This window comes from Mycobacterium sp. (genome assembly GCF_965229105.1).
GTDB lineage: Bacteria > Actinomycetota > Actinomycetes > Mycobacteriales > Mycobacteriaceae > Mycobacterium.
On record NZ_OZ245858.1, the window covers coordinates 4,151,552 to 4,172,171 of the forward strand.

The 20,620-nt window shown below is 65.3% G+C and carries 17 protein-coding genes; 10 read left to right on the top strand and 7 right to left on the bottom strand.

Going from position 1 to position 20,620, the window contains the following annotated elements:
* Positions 1-44: 44 nt before the first annotated feature.
* From ADBZ9O_RS19360 to ADBZ9O_RS19375, 4 genes are all read left to right on the top strand, one after another.
* Positions 45-1,466 (top strand): DUF2252 domain-containing protein, encoded by a 1,422-nt coding sequence (locus tag ADBZ9O_RS19360; protein WP_526533286.1) that lies wholly within the window; start codon positions 45-47, stop codon positions 1,464-1,466.
* Positions 1,467-1,517: 51 nt separating this feature from the next.
* The gene (locus tag ADBZ9O_RS19365; RefSeq protein WP_526524570.1) at positions 1,518-2,408 is read left to right on the top strand and encodes a hypothetical protein; all 891 of its coding nucleotides are present in this window, start codon (positions 1,518-1,520) and stop codon (positions 2,406-2,408) included.
* Between the two features lie 75 nt (positions 2,409-2,483).
* Positions 2,484-4,514, top strand: coding sequence for a S15 peptidase family protein (locus ADBZ9O_RS19370; protein ID WP_526524571.1), 2,031 nt, complete (start codon positions 2,484-2,486; stop codon positions 4,512-4,514).
* Between the two features lie 65 nt (positions 4,515-4,579).
* Complete coding sequence (locus ADBZ9O_RS19375) at positions 4,580-4,852, top strand: DUF3253 domain-containing protein (protein ID WP_526524572.1); 273 nt, start codon at positions 4,580-4,582, stop codon at positions 4,850-4,852.
* Between the two features lie 21 nt (positions 4,853-4,873).
* Here the strand turns inward: ADBZ9O_RS19375 and ADBZ9O_RS19380 are convergent, their stop codons facing one another.
* Positions 4,874-5,584, bottom strand: coding sequence for a polyamine aminopropyltransferase (locus ADBZ9O_RS19380; RefSeq protein WP_526524573.1), 711 nt, complete (start codon positions 5,582-5,584; stop codon positions 4,874-4,876).
* 97 nt (positions 5,585-5,681) lie between these two features.
* A complete protein-coding gene (locus ADBZ9O_RS19385) occupies positions 5,682-6,929 on the bottom strand; it encodes an aminotransferase class III-fold pyridoxal phosphate-dependent enzyme (RefSeq protein ID WP_526524574.1) in 1,248 nt (415 codons plus the stop codon).
* 96 nt (positions 6,930-7,025) lie between these two features.
* On the opposite strand from ADBZ9O_RS19385, the gene ADBZ9O_RS19390 reads away from it, so the two are divergent.
* Complete coding sequence (locus tag ADBZ9O_RS19390) at positions 7,026-8,333, top strand: class-III pyridoxal-phosphate-dependent aminotransferase (protein ID WP_526524575.1); 1,308 nt, start codon at positions 7,026-7,028, stop codon at positions 8,331-8,333.
* On the opposite strand, the gene ADBZ9O_RS19395 is transcribed toward ADBZ9O_RS19390, so the two are convergent.
* The 4 genes from ADBZ9O_RS19395 to infC are packed head-to-tail and all read right to left on the bottom strand — an operon-like array spanning position 8,325 to position 10,449.
* The gene (locus ADBZ9O_RS19395; protein ID WP_526533288.1) at positions 8,325-9,113 is read right to left on the bottom strand and encodes a TrmH family RNA methyltransferase; all 789 of its coding nucleotides are present in this window, start codon (positions 9,111-9,113) and stop codon (positions 8,325-8,327) included. The two genes, ADBZ9O_RS19390 and ADBZ9O_RS19395, sit on opposite strands and share 9 nt — an antisense overlap.
* A gap of 17 nt (positions 9,114-9,130) precedes the next feature.
* Positions 9,131-9,520 (bottom strand): 50S ribosomal protein L20, encoded by a 390-nt coding sequence (gene rplT, locus ADBZ9O_RS19400; protein ID WP_264067523.1) that lies wholly within the window; start codon positions 9,518-9,520, stop codon positions 9,131-9,133.
* A 52-nt stretch (positions 9,521-9,572) separates the two neighbouring features.
* Entirely contained in the window at positions 9,573-9,767 is a 195-nt protein-coding gene (rpmI, locus tag ADBZ9O_RS19405) for a 50S ribosomal protein L35 (protein WP_526524576.1), read from the bottom strand.
* Positions 9,768-9,810: 43 nt separating this feature from the next.
* The gene (infC, locus tag ADBZ9O_RS19410; protein WP_526533290.1) at positions 9,811-10,449 is read right to left on the bottom strand and encodes a translation initiation factor IF-3; all 639 of its coding nucleotides are present in this window, start codon (positions 10,447-10,449) and stop codon (positions 9,811-9,813) included.
* A gap of 291 nt (positions 10,450-10,740) precedes the next feature.
* Between infC and ADBZ9O_RS19415 the strand changes: the two genes are divergently transcribed.
* From ADBZ9O_RS19415 to ADBZ9O_RS19435, 5 genes are all read left to right on the top strand, one after another.
* Positions 10,741-11,115 (top strand): DUF1844 domain-containing protein, encoded by a 375-nt coding sequence (locus ADBZ9O_RS19415; RefSeq protein WP_526524577.1) that lies wholly within the window; start codon positions 10,741-10,743, stop codon positions 11,113-11,115.
* A 44-nt stretch (positions 11,116-11,159) separates the two neighbouring features.
* Complete coding sequence (gene lysX / locus ADBZ9O_RS19420; RefSeq protein ID WP_526524578.1) at positions 11,160-14,498, top strand: bifunctional lysylphosphatidylglycerol synthetase/lysine--tRNA ligase LysX; 3,339 nt, start codon at positions 11,160-11,162, stop codon at positions 14,496-14,498.
* 72 nt (positions 14,499-14,570) lie between these two features.
* Positions 14,571-16,109 (top strand): alpha/beta hydrolase, encoded by a 1,539-nt coding sequence (locus ADBZ9O_RS19425; RefSeq protein WP_526524579.1) that lies wholly within the window; start codon positions 14,571-14,573, stop codon positions 16,107-16,109.
* A 43-nt stretch (positions 16,110-16,152) separates the two neighbouring features.
* Positions 16,153-16,509, top strand: coding sequence for a hypothetical protein (locus ADBZ9O_RS19430; RefSeq protein WP_526524580.1), 357 nt, complete (start codon positions 16,153-16,155; stop codon positions 16,507-16,509).
* Positions 16,510-16,512: 3 nt separating this feature from the next.
* Positions 16,513-17,709, top strand: coding sequence for a DNA glycosylase AlkZ-like family protein (locus tag ADBZ9O_RS19435; protein WP_526524581.1), 1,197 nt, complete (start codon positions 16,513-16,515; stop codon positions 17,707-17,709).
* Here the strand turns inward: ADBZ9O_RS19435 and uvrA are convergent.
* Positions 17,699-20,614 (bottom strand): excinuclease ABC subunit UvrA, encoded by a 2,916-nt coding sequence (gene uvrA, locus ADBZ9O_RS19440; protein WP_526524582.1) that lies wholly within the window; start codon positions 20,612-20,614, stop codon positions 17,699-17,701. The genes ADBZ9O_RS19435 and uvrA overlap by 11 nt on opposite strands.
* Between the last annotated feature and the right edge of the window lie 6 nt (positions 20,615-20,620).

Here is a 20,620-nt window from a genome sequence, read left to right on the forward strand (position 1 = left end):
TTGCCGTGAGAAGGTGGGCCTGGATGGACAACGCATCGCACGACATGAACCGCGCCACCACAAGCGCCGGGCACACCGTCCTCGCCGAGGCCGACAGTGGGTCCTACCGCTCCTTGCGGCAACGGCCCGTCACCAGGGCCGAGCGGTACGCGCTGGGCAAGCGCCTGCGCAAGAAAGTACCGCGCAGTTCGTTGGCGGACTGGACTCCCCCGGTGGATCGGCCCGACCCCGTTGACCTGATCAATGTCAGTCACCAGGGCAGAGTCGATCGACTCATCCCGGTCCGGGTGGGCCGGATGATCGCCTCTCCGTACGGTTTTCTGCGTGGCACCGCCGTGGTGATGGCCGACGATGTGGCCCGGCTGCCGTCCACGGGGATCACCCCGGTGGTATGCGGTGACGCGCATCTGGGCAACTTCGGTTTCTACGCCTCCCCCGAGCGGGATCTGGTCATCGACCTCAATGACTTCGACGAAGCGCACCCCGGTGGCTGGGAGTGGGACCTGCGGCGGCTGGTGGCCAGTATCTGGGTCGCTGGCCGAGAGAACGGAGCCTCGGAGCAGCACTGTGAAGACGCGGTCCGGTCATGCGTCAAGGCCTACCGTCTGGAGCTGCGCAGGCTGGCCGACCTGCCCCTGTTCTCGCGTGCCTTCGTCCGCTTGGACGTCGACAGATTGGCCGCCGAAACGGCAGGGTCGCTCCAAGCAGAGGTGGCTCGTTCGGCCGAGCGGGCACGTCATCGAACCGGTGACCGCGCGTTGCCCCGCTTCACCCGCGAAGTGGCGGGCGTGCGCACGATCGTCGAAGAGCCGCCGCTCATCACCCGACTGCCGGAATACGAGGCCGAGTTACTCGCACAAGCGCTCGACGACTACCTGGAAACGCTGTCCCCCTATTGGCGTCGGGTGCTGGGCGGCTACACCTTGGTTGATGTCGCGCACAAGGTCGTCGGGGTCGGCAGCGTCGGCTTGCGCGCCTATGTGGCGTTACTGGAAGGCTCCTCGCCGGAGGACGTCGTGTTCCTACAGCTCAAGCAGGCCCGCCGGTCAGTACTCGCCCGTTACGTGCACGGCGAGTCGGCGTGGCATGCGCATCAGGGGCAGCGGGTGGTGGAGTACCAGCAGTCTCTGCAGACGGTGAGCGATCCGCTGTTGGGCTGGACCAGCATGGCAGGCCGGCAATACTACGTGCGGCAATTCCGAAATATGAAGGGCCGCATCCCATTAGATGCAATCGATGCAGCCACGCTGTCAGATTATGCCGCCGTCGTGGGCGCGCTGCTTGCCAAGGGGCATGCCAGAACCAGCGGTGCCTCGATGATCGCGGGCTATCTGGGTGGTTCTAGTCGCGTGGACAAAGCGCTGGCGGTATTTGCGCGGCGGTACGCCGACCAGACCGAAGCCGACCACGGCGCCCTGGTCGCCGCCGTCGACCGGGGATTGCTACCGGTCGAGCGCGGGGTCTGACACGCGAGGCCGCGCAGGGCCGGCCCCAGGGTGTCGCGGTACCGTCCACCTGTGAGCCAAGGGCCCAATCCGCATGCCGTCCGCTGGCGGCTCGAAGAGCGTTACCGACAGTTGGCCGCGGCACGCCAGGTCCGGCCCATCGCGGCGATCCTCACCCGTTTCAGCGACATCGATGGGAGCACGCTGGGCATCTTGGTGTCGGTTCAGCTGTTCACCACGGTCATCCCGTTGATCATCATCGGATTCAGCTACCTCACTGGCTTTGCCGACAATGCCAGTCCCGGAACGGTTTTCACTCGCGCCCTCGGCCTGGTATCGCCACTGACGGACCATGTCCGCGACGCCTTCGGGCATTCGTCAGGATTGCGGTCCAGCTGGACTTTCATTGGTGTCGCAGGCTTTCTGGTGTGGGTGATCCCCATGGGGATGAGCATCGCCAGCATCTTCGCCAAGGCATGGCGCCGTGAACAATTCGGGCTCTTCGGCAAGGTCTGGCGCGGCGTAGCGTGGTTCGCGTTGTATCTGGCGATGATCGGCGTACGTGAACGGATCGCGTTCGGCGGTGATCACCACGGCGCCATGCGGGTGCTCCGCTTCACCGCTTCCCTTCTGCCATGCTGGATTTTCTGGTCGCTGACGCCCATCCTGCTGGTCCGCGACGGTGGTCACGGCCGGAAATATGTGGTGTTCGCCGGCCTGGCCGGCGTCGTCATCGATGGGACGATTCTGCCGATCGCCACCCGAATTCTGTTCCCGCCGCTGCTCAACGGATGGGATGAGTTGGGCGCGATGGGCGTGGCCATGGCGTTGTTGACGTGGTGTGGGGTGATCGGCACCGGATGGGTGGTCACGGCATGCGTGGGGGCCGTGTTATGGGAACGATCCGCCCCGCCCACGACTGTCATCGAGTCCCAGGAAGATGACATCAAGGACCGGGATTGAGCGGTCAGGGACGACTCCCTACGTTACGGTCCGGTCAGCGGATGATTCGGCAAACGCGAACGGAGTCTGGTTGGTATGGGGGCAGCGGCGCATATCGGACGGGTCGGCGGGCTGGCGGCGGCGTTGGGCATCGGCGTCGCGGTGCTGTACGGCTGCGGTGCGGCGTCCGCGGATACGGCTGGGCAAACCACCTCCACATCGTCGTCGGCGAATGCGCCCTCGCCCGGCCCATCGGCCAAACACACCGCGCCACGATCGCACTCAACCGCCGCGAAAACGGCATCACCCGGAAAGCGCCGCGCTGCAACGCTGTCCACAGTCAGCACGGCGGTACCCGGCACCCCGGTGACGCCAGCCCTTGATGTACCGGCGGCATTGGGCTTGGCCGTGGCGCGTAAACAGTCCGCGCCGGCCACGACACCGACCGCATCGGTATCAGCGACACCCGCCTTCACCCCCGGCGTGGCTGTCACACAAACTCCGCCGTTGGCTTTCCTGCAGGAAATCCCGGTACTGGGCCCGACTTTCGTGACCCCCATCGTCACGGCCATCCACCAGATTCCGATCTTCGGCGACCTGATCCACCCGCTGGTCGGCTACCCCGTCCTACCAGGGGCGCCGGCCAACGCGCCCGTCGCGCGCGACGTCAAACTCACCTCGTTCGACGGAACGCAGATTTACGTGCACTTCATGCCGGCCGCCGGCCTCCTGGACGGGCAGCAGGCGCCTACCATCTTCGAGGGTCCCGGCTTGGGGATGCCAGGCAGCACCAGCCTCAACGGCACCCCGCTCGACGGCATCTTGACCGACTTCCTTGGTGCGGTACAGGTGGGGACACTTCGCAATGCCGGTTACAACGTCGTCACCTGGGACCCGCGCGGCGAGTTCAGTTCCGGTGGCCAAGCTGAACTCGACTCCCCCGAGTTCGAGGCGAAGGACGTCTCGGCCATCATCTCCTGGGTCGCCACGCAACCCGAAGTTCAGCTCGACGGTCCCGGTGACCCACGGTTCGGCATGGTCGGCCCGTCCTACGGCGGCGGTGTTCAGTTGGTGACCGCGGCCACCGACCACCGGGTCGACGCCATCGTTCCCGCTATCGCTTGGAACTCGCTGAACACCTCGCTCTACAAAAGTGAGGCGTTCAAGACCGGCTGGGGCTCGCTGTTGACCCTCGCCCTGCTCGCCACCCTGGCGCGGCCGAACCCGGCGATCTACCCGGCAGCGATCTACGGCGCCCTGACCGGAACGTTGACGCAAGCCCAACAAGACCTCCTGACCGAGCGCGGCCCCGCCGATCTGCTCGGCGATATCACCGCGCCGACTCTGCTCATCCAGGGCACTGTCGACACGCTGTTCACCCTGCAGGAGGCGAACCGCAACGCCTTGACGCTGATCGGCAACGAAGTCCCGACGAAGGTGGTCTGGTTCTGCGGCGGTCACGGCCTGTGCACGAACAATCTGCTCGACGACACCGACGGCAAGCTGATCACCGCAGACACCCTGGCCTGGCTCGCGCGCTACGTCAAAGGCGACCAAAACGCAGACGTCGGACCGCAATTCGAGTGGGTCGACCAGAATGGGCAGTACTACTCGTCGACCACTTACCCCGCCCCGGCCGGCAGCACCATCGTCGTATCGAGCAATACCGGCGGCGTACTTCCCCTGCTGCCCTTCCTGGGTGGCTCGGGGCCACTGCTGGTGGTCCTACCCATCGGCGGGACGAAAGCGCTGAACGCCTACAACCTGGCGATCCCCGCTGCCACCAACACGACGTACATCGTGGGCACACCAGAACTCAGCCTGACCTACTCCGGCGAGGGCATCAGCACCCACGTTTACGCCCAGCTTGTCGACGACACCACAGGTCAGGTGCTCGGCAATCAGGTCACCCCCATTGCGGTCACGTTGGATGGGCAAACCCACAGCATCACCGTTCCGCTGGAACAGGTGGCACAAACTCTCAACCCAGGCCAAAGAGTGACTCTGCAGCTGGTCGCCTCGGCCGCAGATTACGGAACACTATGGACGGCAGGAACACTCAGGGTGTCGAGCATCCAGCTGACGTTGCCGACGATCACCGGCGCGGCGCCCCTGGCAACTGTGTGAAACAACCGCTTCGGGCCGAGCTGAGCCGGGTCGCCGAGGGGGCAGGGCCCGCGTCGGCTGATGCTATGACTGCCCTCGGCGACGGACCGGTCGAGAGGCGCCTGCGTGCGGCGATGTGTGCGTTGGCGCGGCACCGAGGCAGCGACAGCAGCACCTGCCCGTCTGATGCGGCCCGGGCAGTCGGCGGCGACAACTGGCGCGAGCTGATGGCCGGTGCCCGCGACATCGCCCGCGACTTGGCCAGCTCCGGTGACGTCGAGATCACGCAGCGGGGTGAGGTCCTTGATCCCGACGCCACCTGGCGCGGCCCGATCCGCATCCGGATCAGGGCCTCTTGATCAGATGTCGGTCTGCGAGCACTAGCTTGCGACGTAGACCGTATTGGTCGAATATCCGCCGGTGAGCGGGTTGGGGAAGCGCACGATCGTCGCCTCGGAACGGTCGAAGACCTCGGCGAGGACCGCCTCGAAGTCGGCGTCGGGTGGATCATCGGACCACAGCGCGAAGACTCCCCCGGGATGCAGGTGCCCGGCGAGCCTTCGCAGTCCCGCAGGCGTGTAGAACGTGCCGTGGCTCGGGTGCAGGAGGTGTCGCGGCGTGTGGTCGATGTCGAGCAGGACGGCGTGGAAGCGGCGGCCCGGCGCCTCCGGATCAAAACCGACGTCGCTGTCGGCCATCGCGAAGAAGTCGCCGTGTTGAAGGCGGACCCGCGGATCCGACACCAGTTCGGCGGTGTCGGGAAGTAACGCACGCTGGTGCCAGCCGATGACCTCTGCCAGTGCGTCGATCACGACGAGTGAATGAAGGCGGGAATCGTTGAGCGCCGTCACCGCCGTATAGCCGAGTCCCAATCCCCCGACGACGACATCCAGGTCGGCATCGACCGCCTCCGACAACCCGAGGCGCGCAAGTTCCACCTCGGCCACCGTGAACAGACTCGACATCAAGAACTCGTCGCCGAGCTTGACCTCATACACCTCAACGTTCAGCGATGGCTCGATACGCCTGCGCAGGCTGATGACACCCATGGGAGTCTGCGCCCAATCGAGTTCCACGAAGCGTGCACTCACGACCCACCACCGATCCGCCCGCGATATCGCTCGCCGAGAAGGCTCGGCTAGTGAACCCTACAGACAGTCAGCGGGTTGGCGCCGGGACCGTCGACGATCAGAAGAACCGTCTCGCCACCTCACCGAATGCCTCGTCGCTGGCGATCAGCACGGTGTCCACATCAGCCTCGGTCAAGGCAGTCGACATGAACCAATTGTGTTTGGGATGGACGAAGACGCCACGGGCGGCGCACTCGCCTGCCCAGGCCAGAGTGAGCTCATGGTCGGTCTCGCCGACGAACGACATGTACGGCATGGTGACCGGGCCGGTGATGTTCACCGCCAGTGAGTGCGCCGCCGCCTGTTGACGCAGACCCGAGACGAGCTGGTCACCACGCGCGAACATATGTGCCACACCATCGCACTCCTCAAGCAGCGCAACGGATGTCAGCGCGGCCACCATCGGCACCGCCGAGAACCAGAACGTCCCCGTGACGAAAAAGGATCCGGCCGCTTCGCGCAGCCACTCGGCACCCATCACCGCGGCGATCGGGTAGCCGTTGCCGATCGCCTTGCTCCACGACGAGAGATCCGGACGTACGCCGTACTGTTCCCAGCTGCCGCCGAATGACATTCGGAACCCGGTGCGTACCTCGTCGAGGATCAGGGCGGCGCCGTTCTCGTCGCAGATGCGCCGAAGTCCTTGCGCGAACGCCGGATCCACCATCTCCAGGTCGGAGCCGGCGGGATCGTGGCGGAACGGTGCCGCGATGATCCCGGCGAGATCACCGGCATGTTCGGCGACCAGTTTCTCGACACTGGCCAGATCGTTGTAGGTGTAGTACGCCAGGCCGGCGCGGTCGGAGGGCAGTACACCGGTCGTGTCGGGATTACACCAGGGCAGCGCACCGTGATAGGTGCCCTCTTCGACCAAGATGACGGAACGGCCGGTGTGGGCTCTGGCGATCGTCAGGCACAGCGTCGTCACGTCGGAACCGTTCTTGGCGAACATCGCCCAATCCGCATGCTCGACAACGTCGACCAACTTCTCGGCCAATGTCACCATGTGTTCGGACGGACCGTTAGCGGTGTCGCAGATCAGCCGTTGCCGATTGACGGCCTCTTCGATCCTGGGGTGCTGGTAGCCATGGATGATCGGGCCCCAGGAACAGAGCAGGTCGATGTACTCGTGGCCGTCGGCGTCCCAGATCCGCGAACCCGACGTGCGCGATACGAACTGCGGAGCCCCCGGCCACAGACCGCGCGCATCCTGATGGCCGTACATCGCGTTGGGAATGACCGCTTTCGCCCGGTCCAGCAGGGCGTCAGACACAGGATGGGCGGGTGCATTGAGAATAGAAGTCATGTGCGCCTTCGTGGGCAGGATTATCCGCACGGCGCCGTTGTCGTGGATGCTGATAGCAGGCTCGCAGAAGCACCGAGCCGCGGCAACCCGAAAGGCATGACCGTGTCATCTGAGCACACCTTCTGGCGCGACGCCGAGCAACATCTGGTGCGCTATGGCGCAGAGTTCGTCCCGCGGATCATCACCAGCGCCGAGGGCAGCTACGTCTACGACGACGCGGGCCGGCGCATCCTTGATTTCACCTCCGGCCAGATGAGTTCGATTCTGGGACACTCTCATCCAGAGATCGTCTCGACGGTGTGCGCGTCGGTGCAATCGCTGGACCACCTTTACAGCGGAATGCTCAGCCGGCCGGTGGTGGAACTCGCCGCCCGCCTGACGGGCACGCTGCCGCAACCGTTGAGCAAGATGCTGCTGTTGACCACCGGCGCCGAATCGAACGAAGCGGCCATCAAGATGGCAAAGCTGTACACCGGTAAATACGAGATCGTCTCGTTCGACCGGTCCTGGCATGGGATGACATCCGGCGCGGCGTCGGCCACCTTCAGCGCCGGGCGGCAGGGGTATGGACCGCCGATGCCGGGCAACCTCACCCTGCCAACACCAAATGCGTACCGGTCGCCGTTCCGTCGCACCGATGGCAGCTATGACTGGGAAGCCGAGCTCGACTACGGCTTCGATATCATCGACGCCCAATCCGCCGGCAGCCTGGCCGCCTGCCTGGTCGAACCGATCCTGTCCTCAGGCGGGATCATCGAGCCGCCGGATGGCTATTTCCGTCGACTCAAAGAGTTGTGCAGCCAACGCGGCATGTTGTTGATCGTCGACGAGGCGCAGACCGGGCTCGGCCGGACGGGTCAGTGGTATGCCTTCCAGCGCGACGGGATCGTGCCGGACCTGTTGACCCTGTCCAAGACCTTGGGTGCCGGTTTACCGGTGGCAGCGGTGGTAACCAGCGCGGAGATCGAATCGCGCTGTCACGAAAGAGGTTTCCTGTTCTTCACCACCCATGTGTCCGACCCGCTGGCGGCATCGGTGGCCTTGACGGTATTGACCGTGGTGGACCGGGACAACCTCGTCGCGCGGGCCGAGCTGCTCGGCAAGCAGTTGGCCCAACGGTTGGACGACCTACGAGACCGCTACGACCAGGTCGGCGATGTCCGCGGCCGGGGCCTGCTGCAAGGTATCGAATTGGTGACCGACAAAGTCAGCAAGAAGCCGGCCGATCAGCTCGGGAAACGTGTCACCGCAGCATGTTTGGATCGCGGCCTACACATCAACATCGTGCAGCTGCCAGGCATGGGCGGGATCTTCCGCATCGCTCCCCCGCTGACGGTCAGCGACGACGAATTGCATGCCGGAGTCGATATCCTCGACGAGTCGCTACGAGCTTCGTTACGTTGATTGGCCTGAGCCCAGCCGCACCGCGCGTGCACTCTGGTACATGCAGATCGCGGCGGCCGCGGCGACGTTGAGGCTCTCGGCACTGCCGGGCATGGGGATCCGCACCCGACGATCAGCCAGAGCAGCGACATCGGCTGGTAGTCCCTGAGATTCGGGCCCGAACAGCCATGCTGTCGGCGCCCCCAGCAGCGCCTCTGCGCCATCCAGATCGAGCTCGCCGTCCACGGTGGTGGCCAGGGTCTGCAGACCGGCGGCCTGTAGTGCCGCGACGGCAGCGGCGGCGTCGGGCTCTTCGACGACCGGGATGGAGAAGATGCTGCCGGTGGAGGCGCGCAGGCATTTCCCGTTGTACGGGTCGACGCTGTGTCCGGCCAGCACCACCGCGGCGGCGCCCATCGCATCGGCGATCCTGATCAAGGTGCCGGCATTGCCGGGCTCGGAGATGTCGACCGCCACCGAGATCAGTTGCGGCGTACCGGCCAGCACATCGGCCAGCGTCGTCTGCGGCACTTCGCACACCGCGACCAGACCGACCGGAGTAACGGTGTCCGACAGGGACTTCGCGGCCCGCTCGGTGACCAGATGCACCGGGGCGTGCACCAACAACGAACCGAATCGGTCAAAGGCGGCCTCGGTGGCGAACACCTCGGACACCAAACCGCGCCGTAACGCTGCCTCAACGAGGTTAGGTCCCTCGGCGAGAAAGCGTTCGGCGCTGCGGCGACCGACGGTTCGGTGCAGTTTGAGCGCTGCCGACACTCTCGCGGAGCGTTCGGTCAGCGGGCCTTCGGCCAGACTCAGGCGGCTTCCCCGGACGGCGCGTTGACGTCCTCGGGCAAGGCGGCCTTGGCGATCTCGACGAGCGCGGTGAACGCAGCGGGATCGCTGATGGCGATCTCCGAGAGGTTCTTGCGGTCGACCTCGACGCCTGCGAGCTTGAGGCCCTGGATCAGGCGGTTGTAGGTGATGCCGTTGGCCCGGCCAGCAGCGTTGATCCGCGAGATCCACAGCTTGCGGAAGTCACCCTTGCGGGCCTTCCGGTCGCGGTAGGCGTAGGTCAGTGAATGCAGCTGCTGCTCTTTGGCTTTGCGGTACAGCCTGGAGCGCTGGCCGCGATAGCCCTTAGACGCCTTGAGGACTGTGCGCCGCTTCTTTTGCGCGTTGACTGCGCGCTTCACGCGTGCCATGGGGTGTTCCTATTCTTCAGGTCTCGTTCAAACTACAAATCGGGGTACGGGATTAACCGTTCAGCATCTTGTTGACGCGCTTGGTGTCGTTCGCAGCCACAACTTCGCGGCCGTCGAGACGGCGGGTACGCCTGCTCGACTTGTGCTCGAGCAGGTGGCGCTTACCCGCCTTCTGGCGCACGATCTTTCCCGTACCCGTGCGACGGAACCGCTTCGAAGCGCCGCTGTGGGTCTTGGCCTTGGGCATGTGTCCTCAGTTCTTTGTCTTGATTCAGTGGTTCTTCGGTGAATCAGGTCTGCGGTGGATCAGGTGTCTCGGTGGGCTCCGCCGCAGCGGGCGCAGCAGGAGCAGCGGCGGCGGTGGCCCGCTGAGCCGGCGGCGCGGCGGCGTCGTGTGCTGCCCTGGCCTTGGTCTTGGCACCACGGTGTGGTGCCAGCACCATCGTCATATTGCGGCCATCCTGCTTGGCTGACGTCTCGACGAAGCCATAGTCGGCGACGTCGGCACCCAGCTTCTGCAGCAGGCGATAGCCAAGTTCGGGGCGCGACTGCTCACGTCCACGGAACATGATGGTCACCTTGACCTTCGACCCGGCTTCGAGGAAGCGGACGACGTGACCCTTTTTGGTCTCGTAATCGTGCGGGTCGATCTTGGGGCGAAGCTTCTGTTCCTTGACGACGGTCTGCTGCTGGTTCTTGCGAGACTCGCGCTCCTTGAGTGCCGTCTCGTACTTGAACTTGCCGTAGTCCATGATCTTGCAGACCGGTGGCTTAGCGTCAGGCGCTACTTCGACAAGGTCGAGATCGGCGTCTACGGCGACGCGGAGAGCATCCTCGATACGCACAATCCCTACCTGCTCGCCGCCAGGTCCAATCAGGCGAACTTCAGGTACGCGAATGCGCTCGTTGATACGGGTCTCAGTGCTGATGGGGCCTCCCGGGTTGTTCCTCTGGTCATGACCGACCACGGGAAACAACGAAGAACAGCCTGAGGAAATGCCGCACCATCAGCATTTTCTGTTCCATAGAACAGAAAAGCCCTGCAGTTGCAGGGCCCAATGCCGACCGGTCGCGGATAAACCGCCTGCGTAACACGCAGAACAGGCACCGTTAAGATGCCTATGACCGGACCGTTGAGCCGTAAAGCCAACGGTGGGAGTGGGACTCCACTTGCTGTCCTGGCGTTAGCCGGGACGGTCGCGCATGCCAGTCTAGCAGGCATGACCGATGATCCCAGAATCGCGCCAGACGATTCCGTCGACCCTGATGAGCTCCCGCTGCGGGAGCTCGCTGACATCCCTGCCATCGAGGTGATCACCAGGGCTGCGGTGATGTTGATGAGCGCAACCGCCGAGAAGCTCGGGTTGTCGTCACCAGACCCCGATGACAGCCCACACCGCGATCTCGACGAGGCTAGGCGCCTGATCGTCGCACTCGCCGGTCTGGTGACGGCATCCGTCGAATATCTGGGTCCACATGCGGGCCCGGTCCGCGACGGACTGAAGACGCTGCAGTTGGCCTTCCGGGAAGCCAGCGCCGCCCCAGATGAGCCCGGTCAGGGTCCGGGCGAGAAATACACCGGCCCAGTCTGGTAGGTCCCACACCCATTCCCAGGTTCTAGCGAATATCCTCGCGGCCTATGACCCTCGCTACCCGCTCGACGAGCAGGCCGACATCTCGGTATCGGTGGGTACCTGCCGCCGCCGGCTGGACCATCGGCGTCATCGCGACCCTGTCGCTGTTGGCGAGCGTGTCACCGGCAGTGCGCTGGGTCATCAAGATCCCGCGGGAATTCGTCAACGATTACATCTTCAACTTCCCCGACACGAGCTTCGCCTGGGCGTTCGTGCTGGCCCTGCTCGCGGCCGCGTTGGCGGCCCGCAAGAGCCTCGCCTGGTGGCTACTGGTGCTGTACATGGTCGCGGCCAGCGTGTGGAACATCGGCGACCTGATCACCGGCGACGTGTCGGTGATGGACGATGTCGGCGAAGTCATCGGCCTGGTCTTCCACGTCGCGGCGATCGCCTTCCTGGTGCTGGCCCGCAAAGAATTCTGGGCCAGGGTCCGCCGCGGCGCTCTGTTCAAGGCAGCCGCTGTCCTGGTGGCCGGGATGGCGGTCGGGATCCTGGTCGGCTGGGGTTTGTTGACGATGTTCCCCGGCTCGCTGGATCACGATGAGCGGCTGCCGTACGCGGCCAACCGGGTCGTGGTGTTCGCCGGTGTCGATGCCGACGCCTTCTCCGGGCACCACCCGCATGTCTTCGTCAACGCGCTACTCGGCCTGTTCGGCGCGCTGGCCCTGATGGTCGCGGCGGTCGTGTTGTTCCAGTCGCAGCGCGCCGAGAACGCGCTGACCGGTGAGGACGAGTCGGCCATCCGCGGGCTACTTGAGCTGTGGGGCAAGAACGACTCCCTGGGCTATTTCGCCACCCGCCGCGACAAGTCGGTGGTGTTCGCCCCCAACGGCCGGGCCGCAATCACCTACCGCGTCGAGGCGGGTGTCTGCCTGGCCAGCGGTGACCCCGTTGGTGATCCGAGGGCATGGCCCGCGGCGATGGCCGAATGGCTGGCGCTCTGCCAGGAGTACGGCTGGGCGCCGGGGGTGATGGGTGCGAGTTCGGCCGCGGCGCAGGCTTTCCGCGAAGCCGGCCTCAACGCGATCGAACTCGGCGACGAAGCCATCCTGTATCCCGACAGATACAGACTGTCCGGGCCGGATATGAAACCGGTCCGCCAAGCCGTGACCAGGGCCAGGCGCGCCGGCCTGACGGTACGCATCCGTCGCCACCGCGAGCTCTCCACCGAGGAGATGGCCGAAGTCACCAAGCGGGCTGACCGCTGGCGCGATACCGAGACCGAGCGCGGCTTCTCCATGGCGCTGGGGCGCCTCGGTGACCCGGCGGACTCCGACTGCCTTCTGGTCGAGGCCGTCCGTGCCGCAGCCGATGGCGACGGCGACGGCACGTCCGAGGGCGACGTCGTCGCTATGCTGTCGCTGGTGCCGTGGGGCACCAACGGGGCCTCCCTCGACCTGATGCGCCGCGCGCCGGATTCCCCCAACGGCACCATCGAATTGATGGTCAGCGAGCTGGCATTGCAGTCCGAAGGCATTGGGGTGAATCGGATTTCGCTGAACTTTGCGATGTTCAGGTCCGCCTTCGAAGAGGGTGCGCAGCTGGGTGCGGGTCCGGTGGCCCGGCTCTGGCGGGCACTGCTGGTGTTCTTCTCCCGGTGGTGGCAACTGGAGACGCTCTACCGGTCGAACATGAAGTACCAGCCCGAGTGGGTGCCGAGGTTCGCCTGCTACGAGGATGCGCGGCTGATCCCGCGCGTCGGCGTCGCTTCGGTAATCGCCGAGGGTTTCTTGGTGCTGCCGTTCAGTCGTCGCGGTAAACAGCACACCGGTCAACACTCGGCGGTACCGCAGACCCTGGTGGAGACTGGCCTGCTACATGAGGACGGCTCCACTCCCGACGTCAGCGGGCTCAGTGTCGACGGTCCCGAGGAGAATCGGGCACCCCGCCTTCCCGAACAAGTCCGGGTTCGGATGGCCAAGCTGAAGTTGCTGCAGGACAACGGGATCGACGCCTATCCGGTTGGCAAACCGCCGTCGCATACCGTGGCCCAGGCCCTGGAGAGCCCCGATGGTACGACCGTGAGCGTGTCGGGTCGGATATTGCGCATTCGAGACTACGGCGGGGTCCTGTTCGGACAACTGCGCGACTGGTCCGGTGAAGTGCAGTTGCTCCTGGATAACACATCGCTCATCGAGGGCGACACCGCCGGCTTCACCGCCGCCATCGACCTCGGTGACCTGGTCGAGGTGACCGGAGCGATGGGAGTCAGCAAGAACGGCACCCGCTCGGTGCTCGTCCACAGCTGGCGGATGATCGGCAAGTGCCTACGGCCACTGCCAGATAAGTGGAAGGGGCTCACTGATCAGGAGGCGCGGGTGCGTACCCGCTACGTCGACCTGGCCATCAACACCGAGGCCCGCGATCTGATCAGGGCCCGCAGCCACGTCCTGCATGCGATCCGGGAAACGTTGTTCGCCAAGGATTTCCTCGAGGTCGAGACGCCGATCCTGCAGCAGATCCACGGCGGTGCGAACGCCCGGCCGTTCATCACCCACATCAACGCCTACGACCTCGCGCTGTACCTGCGGATCGCACCGGAGCTCTATCTCAAGCGGCTCTGCGTCGGTGGGGTTGAGCGGGTGTTCGAATTGGGCCGGGCCTTCCGCAACGAAGGGGTGGACTTCAGTCACAACCCGGAGTTCACCCTGCTGGAGGCATACCAGGCACACGCTGACTACAACGTCTGGATCGACGGCTGTCGCGAGCTGATCCAGAACGCCGCGCTGGCCGCCAACGGTGCACATGTCGTCATGCGACCGAGGGAAAACGGCAGCCTTGAGCCCGTCGACATCTCGGGCCAGTGGGCGGTCAAGACCGTGCACGGCGCCGTCTCGGAAGCCCTCGGCGAGCACGTCGACACCGACACCGACCTTGCGACCCTGCGACGGTTCGCCGACGCCGCCCATATCCCGTACCAGACCCACTGGGATCCCGGTGCCGTGGTGCTGGAGATGTACGAGCACCTCGTCGAGGACCGCACGGAGAATCCGACGTTCTACAAGGACTTCCCGACCTCGGTGTCACCGCTGACCCGACCGCATCGCAGCCTGCCCGGTGTCGCCGAGCGCTGGGATCTGGTGGCCTGGGGTGTCGAGCTCGGCACCGCCTACAGTGAGCTCACCGACCCCGTCGAACAGCGGCGCCGGCTGCAGGAGCAGTCCCTGTTGGCGGCGGGTGGTGACCCAGAAGCGATGGAACTCGACGAGGATTTCCTGCAGGCGATGGAATACGCGATGCCTCCAACAGGCGGTCTTGGCATGGGTGTCGATCGTGTCGTCATGCTGATTACCGGCCGCAGCATCCGCGAGACATTGCCGTTCCCGCTGGCGAAGCCACGATGAGAAACGTTAGCTGGCAATCACCGGGACGGGTGACAGCTCCCTCACAGTGACCGGTAAGCAACGCCGTCCACGATGGAGCCCGTGACAGCTTCGCTGCCCCCGGTTGTGCTGGGCCACGCCACCTCTGTACTGGCCGATCCGGCCGGGCCCGCACAACACCGAATCTCGTTGATGCACGGCTGGATACCGATCACGGTCCAGGTGCTCGCCATGCTCCTGTTGCTGCTTGCTGTCGGCTGGCGCTCACGTCGCTGGCGTGTGCTGTGGGTGCCCGTGGCCGCCGGTATCGGTATCGGACTCGCCGGGTGGACGCACTGGTATATCGCCTCGGACGGGTTGGCTGATGATCCCGCTCCGAAACAGTTGTGGGTGTGGGTCGCCCTGACCGGCGCCGCGGCGGCCATCTTGCTGCTGGGGTGGCGCAGTGCCCGGTGGTGGCGCCGCGGAGTGTCCGTACTGGCGCTGCCACTGTGCCTGCTCAGCGCGGCCCTCGCCCTGAACCTGTGGGTCGGGTACTTCCCGACGGTGCAGACCGCGTGGAACCAGATGACCGCCGGGCCGCTACCTGATCAGACCGATCGCGCCACCGTCACCGCGACAGTGGCGCAGGTCCAGGCCCAGCATGTCCTGCCCGCCAAGGGCAGCGTCATCACCGTCACGATCCCGTCCACCGCATCCGGCTTCAAGCACCGCGATGAACTCGTCTACCTGCCGCCGGCCTGGTTTGCCACCAGTCCCCCGCCCAAGCTCCCGACAGTGATGATGATCGGCGGCGAATTCAACACCCCGTCGGACTGGCTGCGTACCGGCAACGCCATCAGCACCGTCGACGCCTATGCCGCCGCACACGGTGGCAACGCACCGGTACTGGTGTTCGTCGATGCGGGCGGCGCGTTCAACAATGACACCGAATGCGTCAACGGACCCCGCGGCAACGTCGCCGACCACCTCACCAAAGACGTTGTGCCGTATATGAGTGCGAGCTTCGGGGTCAGCACGAACCGTGCCAACTGGGGGGTCGTGGGCTGGTCGATGGGCGGCACGTGCGCGGTGGATCTGGTCTCGATGCATCCCGACATCTTCAGCAGCTTCCTCGACATTGCCGGTGACCTGACCCCCAACGCCGGTAACAAAACTCAGACGATCGACAGACTCTATGGCGGCGATTCCTCGGCCTGGGCGGCCTTCGACCCTGCCACCGTGATCGCCAAGCACGTTCCCTACCAAGGGGTGTCGGGGTGGTTCGCCATCTCGGGCACCCAGTCGACCCAGCCACACCGCAACGAACAGGCCGCGGATGCTGGTGCCGTCGGTCTTGGCGGCCGGGATGCCACCGGTAACCCCGGTGATCAGACGACCGCGGCCACCACCCTGTGCGGGTTGGGCCGGGCCAACGGGTTCACCTGTGCGGTCGTCGCGCAGCCCGGTAAACATGACTGGCCCTTCGCCGAGAAGGCTTTCGTCGCGGCACTGCCCTGGTTGGCCGGGGCGCTCGCCACGCCCGGCGATCCGGTGGTCACGCTGCCGGGTGCGACCGCGGGGATTACGGTGCTGCCCACACCGGTGGGTCCGACCAATCCGACCTTGCACGCCCAAGGCGCCGGTCCGTAGGTGTCGGACCCTGGTGTCGGAGGCCGGGCGTAGCGTGGCGACCATGCCTGAGGAATCGCGCGGCCGACATGCACGCCCCGACGAACCAGACGATGCGCTCGAGGTTGTCGATGCCGAGGTGCTTCCGACGGAGCCCGCGACATCGGTTCACACGCTGACCGTGCCCGACGCCGGATACACCGACCGCGGGGTGCCCACCTTCGATTCGGTGCGCGAGAAGATCGAGACCCGCTACGGCGCCTCGCTGGGCGCTGCCGAACTGGACGCCGAGACGCCGGAAGGCCGCACCGTCGAGCAGCAGTACGAGGACAGACATCAGGCAGCGGCGGCGCGTCTGGCTCAGATCCGAGCCGAGATGCACCCCGAACAGGCGCCGTCGGGAGAACACCGAAAGCCCTGACACGTGCGCTCATTCAGTGTTGAGGAACGCCGTGCACGTCTGGCGCGTCGGCACTTTCTGTCCGACGGCGCCCTGGGTGCATCCATCCCCGACCTGACCGGCGCACTCGTCGGCTGGCACGCCACCGACCCGGCTACCCCGTACCTCTCGCTGTGGGCGAGGCTGCCGGGTTTCACCATCGCCGATCTTGATGCCGAAATCTATGACCACCGCACCGTGGTCAAGCAGTTGGCGATGCGTCGCACGCTCTGGCTGGTCCAGACATCACACCTGACGATGGTTCAGCCCGGCGCCAGCGACCGGGTTGCTGACGATGAGCGTCGCCGGCTGATCGCCGATGTCGAGAAGGCCGGTGTCGCCGATGATGGCGGCCGCTGGCTCGATATCGCCTGCGCGCGAGTGCTGAGCTATCTGCGCGAACACGGGCACGGCAGCAGCACGGAACTGCGGGCCGCGATCCCTGAGTTGGCGGGCACGTTCGATCCCGCACCCGGAAAGCGTTGGGGCGGAGCCACACCGCTGGCGCCGCGGGTGCTCACCGTGCTGTCGGTCCGCGGCGATATGGTCCGCGGACCCAACGACGGGTCATGGACCCATTCGCGGCCGCGTTGGGTGGGCACCGCGGACTGGTTGGGTGCCGACATCGACGTGATGTCCGCCGATGCGGCGCGCGCGGCGTTGATCACCACGTGGCTGCGGGCTTTCGGGCCCGCCACCCTCACCGATATCAAATGGTGGTTCGGCAGCACGCTCACGGCTGTCCGCGCGGCACTGTCGACCATTGATGCCGTGCAGGTCGATCTGCACGGCTCACCGGGGTACGCGCTACCGGATGATCTGGAACCCGAGCCCGACGCCGAGCCATGGGTGGCGCTGCTACCCGGCCTTGACGTCACCACCATGGGGTGGTCGGAGCGCGACTGGTATCTGGGCGAGCATCGCAACCAGGTGTTCGATACCAACGGCAACGGCGGACCGACCGCCTGGTGCAACGGTCGGATCGTGGGCGGCTGGTATCAGGACGCCGACGCCCGGGTGCAGCTTCAACTCCTCGAAGATCCCGGGCGGGCCGGCATGAAGGCGCTTGCCCGCCGAGCCGACGAACTGACGGCGTGGGCCGGCGGCGTCCGGGTCAGCGCCAGATTCCCCTCGCCTTTATCGAAGTCTCAGTCCATAGCTGGCGCCGCCGCTAGGCGCTGACTTTGCGTTTACGCGGAGCCCGCTTCTTCTCAGGCGCCGCCGGTGTTTGCTTGCCGAGCACCTCGGCGAGGAACTTCCCGGTGTAACTGGCCGGCACTGCGGCCACATCCTCCGGGGTGCCCTCGGCGACCACGGTGCCGCCGCCGGCACCACCTTCGGGACCCATATCGATGATCCAGTCCGACGTTTTGATGACATCAAGGTTGTGTTCGATGACGATCACCGAATTGCCTTTGTCCACAAGTCCATTGATGACCTTGAGAAGCTTGCGGATGTCTTCGAAGTGCAGACCGGTGGTGGGCTCGTCGAGGATGTAGACGGTGCGCCCGGTCGACCGCTTCTGCAATTCGGCGGCCAGCTTGACGCGCTGCGCCTCACCACCGGAGAGCGTCGGGGCCGGCTGTCCCAGCCGCACATAGCCGAGCCCGACATCGACCAGAGTCTTCAGATACCGGTGGATGCTGGTGATCGGCTCGAAGAACCCCGATGCCTCTTCGATCGACATATCGAGCACTTCGGAGATGGTCTTGCCTTTGTAATGCACCTCGAGGGTTTCCCGGTTGTACCGGGCGCCGTGGCACACCTCGCACGGGACATACACATCCGGCAGGAAGTTCATCTCGATCTTGATGGTGCCGTCACCTGAACACGCCTCGCAGCGACCACCTTTGACGTTGAACGAGAACCGCCCCGGTTGGTAGCCGCGGACCTTCGCTTCGGTGGTGGCTGCGAACAACGTGCGGATCTTGTCGAACACCCCGGTGTAGGTGGCCGGGTTGGAGCGCGGTGTCCGCCCGATCGGCGACTGGTCGACGCGCACCAGCTTGTCGAGTTGGTCCACCCCGTTGATCCGCAGGTGCCGGCCGGGCACCTGCCGCGCACCGTTGAGTTTGTTGGCCAGCACCGAGGCCAGAATGTCGTTGACCAGGGTGGACTTACCGGAGCCAGACACCCCGGTGATCGAGGTGAGCACACCCAGCGGGAACGCCACGTCGATCTCGCGCAGGTTGTTTTCGCGCGCACCCACCACGGTGAGCTGACGACGACGGTCGATCGGCCTGCGGATCGCCGGAATCTCGATGCTCTCCCGACCCGAAAGGTAGGCGCCGGTGATCGAGTTGGGGTTGGTCAGCAGATCCTTGTAGGACCCACTGTGCACCACGGTGCCGCCGTGTTCGCCGGCCGCAGGTCCGATATCGACCACCCAGTCGGAATGGGCGATGGTGTCCTCGTCGTGTTCTACGACGATCAGCGTGTTACCCAAATCCCTTAGGCGCGTGAGAGTTTCGATGAGCCGACGATTGTCACGCTGGTGCAGTCCGATCGATGGCTCATCGAGGACGTACAACACTCCGGCGAGTCCCGAGCCGATTTGGGTGGCCAGCCTGATCCGTTGCGCCTCACCGCCGGAGAGCGTGCCCGCGGCCCGCTCCAACGACAGGTACTCCAATCCGACGTCGAGCAGGAACCCCAACCGTGACTGGACCTCTTTGAGCACCTGCCCGGCGATCGCCGCTTCACGGTGACCGAGGGTCAAGGCGTTGAGGAAGTCGGCGCAGTCTGCGATGGACAGGGCGCACACTTCGGCGATTGACTTGTCGCCGCGCTCCCCTCCGGACAGCGTGACGGCGAGGATCTCGGGCTTGAGGCGGGTGCCGTTGCAGACCGGGCATGGCACGTCGCGCATGAAGCCGTCGTAGCGCTCCTTCATCTGCTCGGACTCGGTCTGCTCCATCCGGCGGTGCAGAAACGGCATGACGCCCTCGAAGTCGGCGTAGTACGACCGGGTGCGCCCGTAGCGGTTCTTGTACTTGACGTGCACCTGCTCGTCGGAGCCCTCGAGCAGGGCCTTGCGAGCCTTGACGGGGAGCTTCTTCCACGGTGTGTCGACATCGAATCCGAGCGCCTCACCCAGGCCCGACATCATCCGGGTGAAGTACTCCGATGTGTGGCCCATCGACCACGGCGCGATCGCGCCCTCGGCCAGGGTCAGCTCGGGGTCAGGGACGACGAGTTCCGGATCGACCTCTTTGCGGATGCCAAGTCCGGAACATTCCGGGCAGGCACCATAGGGCGAGTTGAACGAGAACGATCGGGGCTCAAGGTCATCGACGGCCAGGGCGTGACCGTTGGGACAGGCCAGCTTCTCGGAGAAGCGCTGCTCGCGGTGCGCGGCGCCTTCTTCCTGGTCGACGAACTCGAGCACGACGATGCCGTCGGCCAGGTTCAGTGCCGTCTCCACCGAATCGGTGAGGCGCTGTTTGGCGCTCGCCTTGACGGTGAGGCGGTCGACGACGACCTCGATATCGTGTTTTTCCTGCTTCTTGAGCTTTGGCGGATCGGTCAGCGAATGGACGACGCCGTCGACGCGGACCCGGCTGTAACCCTGAGCGTTGAGCTTTTCGAAGAGGTCGACGAACTCACCCTTGCGGGTGCGCACCACCGGCGCCAAGACCTGGAACCGGGTGCCTTCTGGCATCACCAGAACCTGGTCGACGATCTGTTGGGGTGACTGTTTCGCGATCCGCTCGCCACACACCGGGCAGTGCGGGCTGCCCGCGCGGGCATAGAGCAGACGCAGATAGTCGTACACCTCGGTGATGGTCCCGACGGTTGACCGTGGGTTGCGGTTGGTCGACTTCTGGTCGATCGACACCGCGGGCGAGAGCCCTTCGATGAAGTCGACGTCAGGTTTGTCCATCTGCCCCAGGAACTGCCTGGCGTACGCCGACAACGACTCCACATAGCGCCGTTGTCCTTCGGCGAAGATGGTGTCGAACGCCAGCGACGACTTACCCGACCCGGACAGTCCCGTGAAGACGATCAGCGAGTCGCGGGGCAGATCAAGGTCGACGCCGCGCAGGTTGTGTTCACGCGCTCCCTTGACGATCAGGCGATCAGCCACCCGGCC